The 12848-nt window shown below is 40.0% G+C and carries 12 protein-coding genes; 3 read left to right on the forward strand and 9 right to left on the reverse strand.

What is annotated here, in order from left to right; all coding sequences use genetic code 11:
- Positions 1-441, reverse strand: coding sequence for a fatty acid biosynthesis transcriptional regulator FabT (fabT, locus tag IGI78_RS09315; protein WP_008378199.1), 441 nt, complete (start codon positions 439-441; stop codon positions 1-3).
- Between the two features lie 320 nt (positions 442-761).
- Here fabT and IGI78_RS09320 point away from each other — a divergent pair, with 320 nt between their 5' ends.
- Entirely contained in the window at positions 762-1703 is a 942-nt protein-coding gene (locus IGI78_RS09320; RefSeq protein WP_194194602.1) for a GIY-YIG nuclease family protein, read from the forward strand.
- Positions 1704-1771: 68 nt separating this feature from the next.
- Here the strand turns inward: IGI78_RS09320 and IGI78_RS09325 are convergent, their stop codons facing one another.
- From IGI78_RS09325 to IGI78_RS09355, 7 genes are all read right to left on the reverse strand, one after another.
- Positions 1772-2002 (reverse strand): YkuJ family protein, encoded by a 231-nt coding sequence (locus tag IGI78_RS09325; protein ID WP_005225886.1) that lies wholly within the window; start codon positions 2000-2002, stop codon positions 1772-1774.
- A gap of 83 nt (positions 2003-2085) precedes the next feature.
- Complete coding sequence (locus IGI78_RS09330; protein ID WP_081118639.1) at positions 2086-2961, reverse strand: NAD(P)-dependent oxidoreductase; 876 nt, start codon at positions 2959-2961, stop codon at positions 2086-2088.
- 74 nt (positions 2962-3035) lie between these two features.
- Positions 3036-4268: a glycosyltransferase family 4 protein gene (locus IGI78_RS09335; protein WP_195265062.1), complete on the reverse strand. Its 1233-nt coding sequence runs from the start codon at positions 4266-4268 to the stop codon at positions 3036-3038.
- A 31-nt stretch (positions 4269-4299) separates the two neighbouring features.
- Entirely contained in the window at positions 4300-5310 is a 1011-nt protein-coding gene (locus tag IGI78_RS09340) for a glycosyltransferase (RefSeq protein WP_077454380.1), read from the reverse strand.
- A gap of 264 nt (positions 5311-5574) precedes the next feature.
- Positions 5575-7302: a phosphoenolpyruvate--protein phosphotransferase gene (ptsP, locus tag IGI78_RS09345; RefSeq protein ID WP_140964866.1), complete on the reverse strand. Its 1728-nt coding sequence runs from the start codon at positions 7300-7302 to the stop codon at positions 5575-5577.
- Positions 7302-7568, reverse strand: a complete 267-nt coding sequence (locus tag IGI78_RS09350) for a phosphocarrier protein HPr (protein WP_003126335.1) — start codon at positions 7566-7568, stop codon at positions 7302-7304. The genes ptsP and IGI78_RS09350 overlap by 1 nt, the downstream gene beginning before the upstream one ends.
- Before the next feature lie 160 nt (positions 7569-7728).
- On the reverse strand, positions 7729-7920 hold the full coding sequence (locus tag IGI78_RS09355) for a hypothetical protein (RefSeq protein WP_077454381.1): 192 nt from the start codon (positions 7918-7920) through the stop codon (positions 7729-7731).
- Between the two features lie 270 nt (positions 7921-8190).
- On the opposite strand from IGI78_RS09355, the gene IGI78_RS09360 reads away from it, so the two are divergent.
- Positions 8191-10449 (forward strand): AAA family ATPase, encoded by a 2259-nt coding sequence (locus IGI78_RS09360; RefSeq protein ID WP_428271764.1) that lies wholly within the window; start codon positions 8191-8193, stop codon positions 10447-10449.
- A 151-nt stretch (positions 10450-10600) separates the two neighbouring features.
- The gene (locus tag IGI78_RS09365) at positions 10601-10912 is read left to right on the forward strand and encodes a DUF1827 family protein (RefSeq protein ID WP_077454383.1); all 312 of its coding nucleotides are present in this window, start codon (positions 10601-10603) and stop codon (positions 10910-10912) included.
- Between the two features lie 137 nt (positions 10913-11049).
- On the opposite strand, the gene IGI78_RS09370 is transcribed toward IGI78_RS09365, so the two are convergent.
- Positions 11050-12519 (reverse strand): helix-turn-helix domain-containing protein, encoded by a 1470-nt coding sequence (locus tag IGI78_RS09370; RefSeq protein WP_140964869.1) that lies wholly within the window; start codon positions 12517-12519, stop codon positions 11050-11052.
- Between the last annotated feature and the right edge of the window lie 329 nt (positions 12520-12848).

Genomic DNA, 12848 nt, shown 5'->3' on the forward strand with positions numbered 1-12848 from the left:
TCACTTATAATCTTGTAAAAAGTCATGCAGATTTTTCAGTGCTTTCAACAGTGCCTGTTCCTCTTCAGGAGACATCTGACTCAAGACACCCTTCACCATCTCACGATGAAAATGCTGATGAACACGATAAAGGAGTTTTCCTTTCTTCGTCAAACCTAGTTTGACGACTCGCCGATCATCTTCACTGCGAATCCGTTCTACATATTCTTTTTTCACCAAACGATTGATCGCGATGGTCAAAGTCCCAACAGTGATCGAAAGCTCTTTGGCAACTTCAGTCGTGGTCTTTTTTTTGTACATCCCGATGGCTTCGATGGTATGCATTTCGGTAATTGAAAGGTCTTTGAATTGAGATTTTTTCAATTCAGATTCTTCAATCACTAAGATGTCATTAAAGACGCTGACTAAGTAGTCATTAACTGTTTCTAAATTGGGTTCCATAACCTTCACCATCCGAATACTTTGATAATCAAATCATTTGATAGTCAAACTATATCGGAAGTTATTGAGAAATGCAAGAATTTTTTCGAACTTTTTTTATTTTTAAGCGCATTTTTATTTAAGAATTGATTTTCTAAGATTTTAAAAGCTGCGAGTTGACAAAATAATCCGTTTCCGTTATAGAGAAATTTCCTTTGAATGTCAAAGTTTATCATTGCGTTGCCTCCACTCTATTTCTAATTTTTTCTTGTCGATGGCCAGCAAGCGTTGCTCTCTTACGCTTCATCTGCTACTCTTTGAAGGAAGGAGAGGAACGATCGATGAATCCGAACAAAGAGTTTCTAAAAAACAAAGCAAATGCACTGCCTGAAAAGCCTGGTGTTTATCTAATGAAAGATCAGCACAACGAAGTCTTGTATGTAGGAAAAGCCAAATCATTGAAACAGCGTGTCGTTTCCTACTTCCGAAAAAACCAGCAGCATGCCAATAAGGTGCTTCGACTTGTTTATAATGTCGTTGATTTTGAAACGATCGAAACAGATACAGAATTGGATGCACTTTTACTTGAATGTCGTTTGATCCAAGCTTTTCATCCTATCTACAACCGACAAATGAACCATTCAGCCAACTATTGCTTTGTTGTCTTGACGAATCATACCTTCACGATCACTCAAATACCCCAAATTGGCAGTTATGGCCCCTTTCGGCAAACAAAAAAATTGCCAGCATTGTTTCAATTATTGTCAGAAACCTTTCAATTGCCGACTGTCAACGAACTGACGCTATTGACCTTACGTAAGCAGCTCCCTCAAATGGATGCGTATCCCTTGGAAGAGAAGTGGCGTGAGATCGGTTGTTTTTTTGCTGGAAAGAAGACCGATTGTTTTTTACTCCTTAAAAAACGCTTAGCATATCTGATTGATCACCTATTGTTTGAACAAGCTAGTTTACTGCAGCGCCAGATCCATTTAGCACAAAGCTTTTACCAAGAAATCGTGAGGGTCAATCAGTTTATTCAAGAACCAGAAGTGATTTTTTCTATTCCCCTTGACTTAGAGGAGCCAGGATCACAGACGACTCAAATCAAATACTATCAAGTTAGCTTTGGCAAGTTGATCCAAACAAAAATTCTTTCTCCCGAGGAAACATTCCAGCCACTTCCGCCAGCAAGCGCTGCGCTTCCTTTAGCCCCGGAAGATCTCGATCCATTAGGGATCATCCTTAATCACCTGTATCGCCAAGAAAAAGCAGCAGCTAAATAAAAAACAGCAAGCCCCAGTAGGCTTGCTGTATAGAAATGAGAAAGCGACGACGAACGTCTCACTCATTCTTATTGGATCAAATCATAGATTTCCATGGCTACAATATCAACGTTATCAAATTGATAAGATTGACTTGATTCTGCTTCCGTTAATTCAAACGTTTCTGTCGAATTGTCATAAGTAACGGTACATTTTTCGACGCCTTCTTTTTCAAAACGACGTACTTGAACTTCATTGTCTTGCGCTTCGACCATCGCTTCTAAACGTTTGATGATAGCGACTAATTGCGAACTTTTCATTCGTAAGCCTCCTTTTTCTGTCCGTTATATTGTATCAAAACATCCTCTATCTTGCATTGATTTTTCGTATTTTTTTTGTCATTTTAAGATTTTTTTCCATCTTGCCACCAAAGTTTAATCAGCGCCTGCGTTCCGTCATTTTCGAAGCCTTTTTCAGCCAACTGATCATACATTTTTTTAGCTAAAGTGGTGCTCGGCAAATCCAATCCCATCTTCTTAGCCTCATCCAAAGCGATTCCCAAATCTTTGATGAAATGTTTGACAAAAAAGCCTGGTGAATAATCCTCTTTTAGGATACGAGGACTGTAATTCGTCATGGACCAATTGGCTGCACCACCGCCAGAAAGCGTGTCAATCACTCGTGGTAAATCAAGACCCGCTTGGTTCGCATAGACCAGCATTTCTGTCATCCCCGTCATGGTTCCGGCAATCATGATCTGATTGGCCATTTTCGTATGCTGACCCTTCCCTGCCCCTCCTTGAAGTTGAAACGTCTTTCCTAAAACTTCAAAAAGTGGTTTTACTTGTTGATAAGCTTCTTCATCGCCACCAACCATAATCGTTAGCGTGGCGTTTCTCGCACCAAGATCACCACCAGAAACTGGCGCATCAATACTCGCTGCTCCTTTTTCCTTCGCTGTCTGGTAGATTCGTTCTGCCAAATCAGGGGTGCTGGTGGTAAAATCCACCAATGTTTTACCCGTCACAGTCGTTTGAAAAATCCCTTGAGGACCATAGTAAACCTCTTCAACGTCAGATGGATAACCAACCATTGTAAAGATGATTTCACTTTCCGATGCAACTTCTGTTGGGGTGTCACACCAAATTGCTCCATTCGCAACGAGTTCATCTGTTTTTGCTTTCGTCCGATTGTAAACATTCACTGTATGTCCTGCAGCTAAGAGATGACCAACCATCGCTTGACCCATGACACCAGTACCGATAAATCCTAATTTCATGCAGATCCCTCCAAAATAAAAAAGTTCATGTCTTTAGTATACGCTAAAAACATGAACTTGCGAAAATTTTCTGTTTAATCAATCGTTCGGCGAAATGCCTTCAATTTAACTTTGAATTTTTCTAACGTCTGCTCGGTTTCTTTTTCGATGCGTTCTGTTTCATAGTAAGCGACCATGTCATGGTAGAAAGATAGCATCGACTCACCAAAACGTAGTGCCGAAATCTCATACATCTTCCTAGCAAGAACTTCGGGATCAGCAGGAATCTTTCGTTCATAATAATCAATAAATGCTTTTGCGAAATCCCGATCACTCTCATAGGTGACGCCTAAAGACGGATCATCGATCAAGGTATTTAAGTAGTCATTGCCTTCAACGACTAACGGTGTTCCAGCAGCCATTGCTTCCGTGTAAGTCAAACCTTGTGTTTCTGAGGTTGAGGCACTGACAAAATAATCTGCCGCATGGTAATAGATCGCTACCTTATCATTCGCCACTTCACCAACAAATTGAACATGGTCAGATAAAGCCATATCCACCACTTTTTCTTCTAATTTTTCTTTATGCGGCCCTTTCCCAACGATCACTAATTGCGCATCAGGAATCTTCGTTAAAATTTCTGGCATGCCGTCGATGATTGCTTGGATATTCTTTTCATAAGAAATACGACTGAGGGAAAGCAGCATGGGCTGATTCTCAGTGATGCCCAATTTCTCCCGTAATTCTTTTTTCATGACAGTTGTAATGTCCGGTCGACGAAACTTCTCAACTTCGATCCCTGTGGGGATGATCCGCATTGGTGAAACCACACCATACCCTCTCAGCGTATCGATGACTCGTTCACTAGGACAAACAACACCTGTCGAGTGGTTGGCAAAGAGCCGTGAAAGATATTTCACGTGAGATGGCCGCAAGACCTTTCCGTTGGCGATGTAGTGCAAGTAGTCTTCATACATCGTATGGTAGGTATGGATCACAGGAATCTGCAATTTGCGCCCCACCATTTTCCCCAACATGCCAGAGCCAAACTCGGTATGGGTATGGATCAATTCCAACTCTAATTCTTTGGCGATCAAATAGGCATACAACATGCCGCGCACTACGATTCGCCGGTCTTTGAAGGACACAAACGGGACACTTGGCATGCGAATGATATCTTCTTCATCCAGATCAGCATTTGGATCGGTCGTAGTAAAGATATAGACTTTATGGCCTTTTTTCTCAAGCTCTTCTTTCAATGTCTTGATCGATGTCGCCACACCACTTACCTGGGGGAAGTAGGTGTCTGTAAAAAATCCGATTTTCAAAACGGTCCCTCCAAACTTTCCATTAGTTTCTTCATTCCGTATTCATCACTTTTGTATAAACTTCTTTTAGTTCATATCCGATTTCATCAATACTTTTTTGCTTGGCCGTTTCATAGCCGGCTTCACTCAACTGTGGCAATGTGCCTTCCACGATTCCTTTGATTTTCTCAATAAATCCTTGATTGTTTTTTTCCATGTATGCATTGTGCCCATTGCTTAGCCAACCTTTATAAACAGGAATATCCCGAACAAGCACATTTTGGTGGCTGGCTAACGCCTCAAGGACCACGATTCCTTCTGTTTCTTCATAGGATGGAAAGAAGAACAGATCAGCCGCTGAATATGCGCCTTCGATGATGTCTCCTTTGATATAACCGGGAAACAACACATTTTCTGGATGGTCCTCATTGACGAGGTCGCGGATCTGTTTAGGAATCGTCATCATTGGTGTATGACCAAACCAGATAAACGTATACTCAGGCAACTGTCTAGCTATCTCTACAAAATCAAGAATGCCTTTTCGTTCAAAAAATAAACCGACGGATATAATGACTTTTTGATCTGGTAAGAGATTGAAATACTCGCGAAAGGCTTTTTCTTTCTCTTGATCCGGCTGATATTTGTCAAGATCGATGCCGTTTGAGATTGCCTCGATCGGTACTTGGATACCATACCCTTCCAAAAGTTCTTTCGAATAAGGAGTCGGGGTGATCAACTGATCGGCTCTAGAATAAAGATTGATCAAATATTTTTTATATAATGGCGAAAGCTGGTTTGAGCCGATAAATGAATTCCGAAAATCCTCTTCTGTAGAATGGGCATGGTAAATCACTTTTTTCCCTTGTCTTTTGGCTTTGTTGACCATATGCATACTATTGATTCCATACGTGTTGATGTGAAGAATGTCATAATCCTCATCATTTTTATCAAGAGTAAAAGGAATCCCGACAGATGTCAGCGCTCGTTGCTGATGAGCCAATGCGCGACCGATACCTGATTTAGCTAATAATTTTTCTCCTTCAAAATAAAGAAGTACTTTCAAAGATGATTCCTCCTTGGAAATGCTTATATCTGATATTAGTATACCATAGGCGATCGCAGACATACTCCTACCATGGTCCTAGATTTTGTTCCCCATTTAACCATGATACGGGAAAAACTCAGGGAATCATAGCTTAATTCCAAGATATGACAAAACTGTTCGTTTTCTGAAAAAAGTAGTAAGTTGTTGCAAGTCAAATCAAACAAAATGTCTTCTTAAAACAAAAAAGGCAACAAGCAAAAATTGCTTGTTGCCTAGAAATGATTAGTTTACATACTGTTCGATTAACTCTACAACTTCTTCCATTGTATCGCAATCTTCTAAAGCACGTTTTGCTAATTCTTGCATGTCAGTCGTTGACAAGCGTTTCATTAAGCTACGTGTTTTCAGAACAGATGTTGCACTCATTGAGAACTCATCTAAGCCCATACCTACAAGAAGTGGCACAGCAGTTTGATCGCCGGCCATTTCTCCACACATACCAGCCCATTTTCCTTCAGCATGCGCTGAGTCGATCACGTTTTTGATTAAACGTAAAATTGATGGGTTGTATGGTTGGTACAAGTAAGACACGCGCTCATTCATGCGGTCTGCAGCCATTGTGTATTGGATCAAGTCATTGGTACCAATACTGAAGAAGTCAACTTCCTTGGCGAACTTGTCTGCTAAGACAGCTGCTGCTGGAATTTCGATCATGATTCCGACTTGGATCTCGTTAGAAATCTCAACGCCTTCGTCAATCAATTTTTGACGCTCTTCTTCATACATTTTCTTCGCTGTACGGAACTCTTTCAATGTTGCCACCATTGGGAACATGATACGCAAGTTGCCGTGAGCAGAAGCACGTAACAACGCACGAAGTTGGGTACGGAACATGTCGTCCCCAAGTTCAGATAAGCTGATACGCAATGCACGATAGCCTAAGAAAGGATTCATTTCGTGAGGCAATTTTAGGTAAGGAAGTTCTTTATCGCCACCGATATCCATTGTACGGACAACCACTGGTTTGCCAGCCATTCCTTCTAAAACTGCTTTGTATGCTTTGTATTGGTCTTCTTCTGTTGGGAAATCAGGAGAATCCATGTACAAGAATTCAGTCCGGTATAAACCGACTGCTTCTGCACCATTGTTGTGGACACCTTCTAAATCTTTTGGCGTTCCAATGTTTGCAGCCAATTCAAAGTGCTTGCCATCAGCCGTAACTGTTTCAGCATCTTTCAATTTTTCCCATTCTGCTTTTTGTTCTGCGTAGGCTTTCCCAGCTTCAACAAATTCAGCTGCTTGGTCATCTGTCGGGTTGACGATAACGTCACCGATAATGCCGTTAACAGCTAAGATGTCGCCCGCTTTCACTTTTGCAGTGATCTCCATCGTTCCAACGATTGCTGGGATTTCAAGAGAACGTGCCATGATTGCGGAATGAGAAGTACGTCCACCGATATCTGTTACAAAAGCTTTTACAAAGTTGCGGTCTAATTGTGCAGTATCACTTGGTGTCAAGTCATGCGCAACAACGACTACTTCTTCGTTGATCATTGAAGGATTAGGCAAAGTCACATTCAACAAATGCGCCAAGATACGTTTCGCAACATCTTTGATGTCAGCTGCCCGTTCTTGCATGTAAGCATTGTCATCCATTGCTTCAAACATACCAATATACATGTCAGTAACTTCTTTCAACGCAGCTTCTGCATTGACTTTGTTATCTGTCACGTTTTGTTTGATTTGACCGATCATCTCAGGATCTGAAAGAACCATTAAATGAGCATCAAATACTTGTGCTTCTGCTTCGCCTAAAGTTTGTGCTGCTTTGTCACGGATTTGTTGTAATTCCGCTGTTGACTTCGCTAGCGCATCATCTAAGCGTGCTTCCTCTGCTGCAGTATCTTCAACTGATACTTTTGAAAAAGATAAATCAGGTTGTACTAACAGGTAGGCTTTCGCAACGGCTACACCATCACTAGCAGCAATTCCTTTTAGCATCTCAACCATTATTCAGACAAACCTTCTTTTTTCATTGTTTCTACGATTGCAGCGATTGCATCTGCTTCGTCAGCACCTTCAGCAGTGATAGTAACATCAGAACCTTGGCCAACACCTAATGACATTACGCCCATGATTGATTTAAGGTTTACTGATTTACCTTTGTACTCTAAGTTGATATCAGAGTTAAATTTGCTTGCTGTTTGAACCAATAATGTAGCTGGACGTGCGTGAATCCCTGTCTCAGCAACTACGTGAAAATCTTTCTTTTCCATATTGATCAATCTCCTTTATGATACGTTTTTTTGTGTGAAGGCGAAATTTCCATGCATGCAATGACACCCGAAAAAAATCGCCCTTTCAACTGTTAAGATTACCATTTTTTTCATCGATAGACAACCGTTTTCTCTTAAATAAACGATTGAAATAAATGTCCTATTTATTTTCTTGTACATAACGGTAGATGATCTTCCCGTTTAACCCCGCTTCTCCGACAAAAGAAGACCGATCTTCCAGCTGGAGCCAGACATCTCTAAATGCCAGAAATTCCGGCTGTTGAACAATCAATTCTTTGATCTCTCCATTGCGTAAACGCACTACTTCTACAGCAAAATCTCTGTTCTCCATCGTCCATTCTCACCTCTTTCTTTCTATTATAATTGAATTGATTTCTATTTAAAAGACGCTTTTGTAGATGAAAAAGCAGCGAGAACTTTTCAGAGTAAAATTCTTGCAGTCTGACAAAAAGTTAGTATAATAGAATTATGGTCAGTAAAGGTCAATAATACATTGCCTCGAAGGTGACCGTTTCTTTGCCCACAGCCCCTTTTCTTTTACAAGCGATCAAAAGCGCCGTAAAATAGGGTTGTTGGAACAAATATGAAAGGTCGTGAATCTATGCTTTGTCAAAATTGCGGCAAAAATGAAGCTTCAATTCATTTATATGCCAATGTCAATGGTCAAAGAAAACAACTCGATTATTGTCAAAGTTGTTACCAAAAATTAAAAGCTCAATCTGGGAATGCTGCAGCTGCAATGGCGCAAGATCCTTTTGGATTTGGCAATCTTGATGATCTATTCCGTCAAATGTCTCGTCAAATGCAGCAAGGAAATACCCCTTATGAACAAAATCCACCGACACAAACCGGCGGTAACGGTTTTGTCGGCGGTCAGCCTCCACGCAATAACCAAGCACCTGCAGGTCTGTTAGGAGAATACGGCATCAATATTACCCAAATGGCTCGTGATGGCGAAGTCGATCCAGTCGTTGGTCGTGATTCAGAGATCAAACGAGTGATCGAGATCCTTAATCGCCGAACCAAAAATAACCCTGTTCTTATTGGTGAACCCGGAGTTGGGAAAACTGCCGTCGTTGAAGGGTTAGCCCAAAAAATCGTTGATGGCGATGTGCCACAAAAACTGATGGACAAAGAAGTCATTCGCCTAGACGTTGCCTCTCTTGTGCAAGGTACAGGTATTCGTGGCCAATTTGAAGAACGCATCCAAAAATTGATTGAAGAAATCAAGCAAGCAGAAAACGTGATTTTGTTTATTGATGAAGTCCATGAAATCGTTGGGGCTGGTGCAGCTGGCGACGGAAATATGGATGCTGGAAACATCTTAAAACCAGCGCTTGCCCGTGGAGAACTACAAATGGTCGGAGCAACGACGTTAAATGAATACCGCATTATCGAAAAAGATGCTGCTTTAGAACGCCGTTTGCAACCAGTACGTGTGGATGAACCTTCTGTGGAAGAAACCATTCGTATTTTAAAAGGCCTGCAACCGCGTTATGAAGATTATCATCATGTGAAATATACCGATGAAGCGATCGCAGCTGCCGCTACCCTTTCTAACCGTTACATCCAAGACCGATTCTTGCCTGATAAAGCGATCGATCTGCTAGATGAAACAGGTTCGAAGAAAAACTTGACGATCCAAATCGTTGATCCAAAAACGATCGAAAAGAAATTGCAAGAAGCAGAAGAACAAAAGCAAGCAGCCTCTCGAGAAGAAGATTTTGAAAAAGCTGCTTACTATCGCGATCAAATCAACAAACTGCAAAAAATGAAAGAACGTCAAATCAGCGAAGAAGAAACGCCAGTCATTACTGAAAAAGACATGGAACAAATCGTTGAAGAACGGACGAATATTCCAGTTGGCGAATTGAAAGAAAAAGAACAAACCCAATTAAAAAATCTCGCGGATGACTTGAAAGCAAAAGTTATCGGACAAGATGAAGCGATCGACAAAGTAGCCAAAGCGATCCGCAGAAATCGGGTCGGTTTAGGCAAACAAAATCGTCCAATCGGCTCTTTCCTTTTCGTCGGTCCAACCGGTGTCGGGAAAACGGAATTAGCCAAACAATTAGCTTATGAAATGTTTGGCTCCGAAGAAGCAATGATTCGTTTCGACATGTCAGAATACATGGAAAAACACAGTGTATCAAAATTGATCGGCTCTCCTCCTGGCTATGTTGGCTATGAAGAAGCAGGTCAATTGACTGAAAAAGTTCGTCGGAATCCTTACAGCTTGATTCTATTGGATGAAGTGGAAAAAGCCCATCCTGATGTATTGCATATGTTCTTGCAAATTCTCGATGATGGTCGTTTGACGGATGCCCAAGGACGTACGGTCAGCTTTAAAGATACCCTGATCATCATGACAAGTAATGCCGGAACCGGCAAAGTTGAAGCCAACGTTGGCTTTGGTGCCGCACGTGAAGGCATCACTCGTTCCGTGTTAAATCAATTGAACAATTACTTTACGCCAGAATTTCTCAACCGCTTTGACGGGATCATCGAATTCAAGGCACTAAGCAAGGAAAACTTGTTATCGATCGTGTCCCTTATGCTGCATGATGTCAATCAAACCCTTAGTCATCAAAAACTGCATATCGATGTTCCGCAAGACGTGCAAGAAAAATTGGTGGATCTTGGTTACAGTGCAACGATGGGTGCTCGCCCGCTGCGTAGAACGATCCAAGATCAAATCGAAGATGGGATTGCAGAATTCTATTTGGAGCATCCGCAAGTGCGTCAGTTAAAAGCCCAATTGGAAGATTCAGATAAGATCATTGTAACTTCCGCTGAATCCCCTGCACCTTCTTCAGAAGCCGACACGACTGAAGAAGAATCTTCGGAAACTAACGATTGACAAGCTTTAAAAACGTGTCTTGAACCGTTTCCTTTGCCAGACAACCATGTTTTGCCAAAAAATTGGGTAATTCCGAGTTGTCTGGCTTTTCTTTTGAAAAAAAACGCCCTATAATGTTATTAATAAATACATAGAATGTGAGGTGAGTCTGGTGAAATTAATCAATGTTACGAACAGCCATTCTCGACTAGTATTGAATCAACTTGAAAATACCGACGCAGAACTTGTAAAGGTTTACACAGCCGGAGATACGACCGTGATCTTTACCTCAGCGCCGAACCACAATGAAATTCTGCTGATCAATAAAAAACGAAATATTCGCCCGACAGAAGTAGAAGAAATCAAAAATTACTTTCTAAAAAAATTACCTGATGGCTCGTATGATCCTTCAACCATCTCTGTGATCCAAATGCCTGAAGTGGTTGAAATCTCCATCAAAAAATCCTTATCCTCATCCCATTAGTTTAGCCTAATTACGTCTTAAAAAAATATCTATAAAAGATGACTGTCGCAGCCTTCTTTTATAGATATCTTTTTTGTTTGAATGTAACCAAGAATTTACTTAGCCTTTTAATCAAAACTGTACTCTTTCCGCTAATACTAGCTGATTTTTTCTATCGTATCTGATCGAATTCGTCCTTCAATAATCTTGCTATTGATAAACTCCCCTAATCTTTTCCATGTCTCAATATTATGGATATCTTCAAGAAAGAAAAAATACTGATTTTCTTTCGACTCAACGAACCGATCAGAAATAACAAGATCTGCATCTGCAAAATTTCCTACCATGGTAACTGTCTCTGGTTTGTATACACCTGTTATATAATTTTTCACTAACACGGCATAGTTGGCATGGTACGTAATATGGATCATTACATGCAAGGGTTTTGCCATGACATGTCCAACATAAGAATAGAGCAGCTCAGTTAACTGGGTACTAAATATATCTAAATCTCGCTCTGATATACTTTCTTTGTAAACAGATTTTAACATCTCTTTTATGGTTAAAAATTTATCATTCATCAGTAATTTTTTGTCTTCAAGATAAAAGAAAGAGCTTAAGCTTAGTTTATCTGTGATTAAAGAGCGATAGACCAGCTGGAAGACAAACGTGCGATGAAGATTATCAGGAATGCTATAACTTTCTTCCATTTTTTCTAATGCTTCAACCGCTCTATCCACGATAGGATTTTTTGTTAGTCTCATTAACCCTTCCCCTAAACGCTCACAAATCTCAGGAGTTAAGTATTCTGGGAAGAAATATACAGCAAAGAGATAGTAAAGAAATTTTTCTGATTGAAAAGCAGCATCATTTATTTTTTTATTTAAAGGATAAAACGCTTGGGAAAAGCTTAAATGAAGCTCTTCGTACAAGCACAAACCAATAGACATCTCTTGATCTGAGATCACATCGGTATAGTGGCCCATCTTGTGCGCATCTAAAAAAATTCTAGTTATTCTAGAAAGTTTGTCCCGTTGAATCTTAGTAGGACTCTTTTCGTTTCTATAAAGATAATTGTTGTCTTCTGCAAATGTCGTAGAATGGCTATTCAAGATATATGAAAGCATTCTGATTTGACTCTCCCTTCCTTCCACAATCAAATAATTCATTCTCTTACTGATCTGACACTCTATCCCCATAGATCGTATGATATCGTTTGCCCTATTGACTAATTTATAACAATAAGACTGACTATAATTAAAATGAGTGGATAGTTTGATCATCCCCACTTTTCGATGCCTAAGAAAGTAAATCAAGACTTGGAAAACGGCACTTTGCTTAATATACGTTATTTTCAAATTTGAATACAGCGAAGGATAAGTTCCTGATGCTTTCAACGTGGATATCCGAAATAATCGATTTTCGAATCTGATCAGTGCGTCTGTCGTGCTTGTGTTTTCTATGTAATCTTCGTTTATCTGCATGATTAATGATTTCACATTGCGGTTCGTAAGTGAATGCTTACAAGCTAATTCATCGATTGATGCTTCCGTCCTTGAAATAATATCCTCTAATAAATTCAATTTTTGTTCTTGCCGCTCCGTTAGAAACAACTTCCATAAATCCATGGTAATCTCCTTCTTAACGATAGTTACTTCTGTGATGTTAGTTAACTCATAGTTAACAAGAAAACATATAACATTAGTTATTAATAAAAAAGAATATCTCTTTTATGCTAAAATCTGCTGCTTTTTAATAATAAAAAGCAAAAAGAAATGATCCTGCCGTTCATAAAAAACTACTGCAAGGATCATCAATTACTCAAAGGACCAATGAAGCCAACCGATTTGTAAAGTCCTTTAACGATTTACCACCGAACCTTTTCCCTGATCAAAGTGAAAAAAACTATAGAAAATAAGCAAGTACAAAATAAAAACAGCTTTTTTCGAGACAGTCC

Source organism: Enterococcus sp. DIV1767, assembly GCF_050542585.1.
In the GTDB taxonomy this organism is placed as follows: Bacteria; Bacillota; Bacilli; order Lactobacillales; family Enterococcaceae; genus Enterococcus_D; species Enterococcus_D innesii.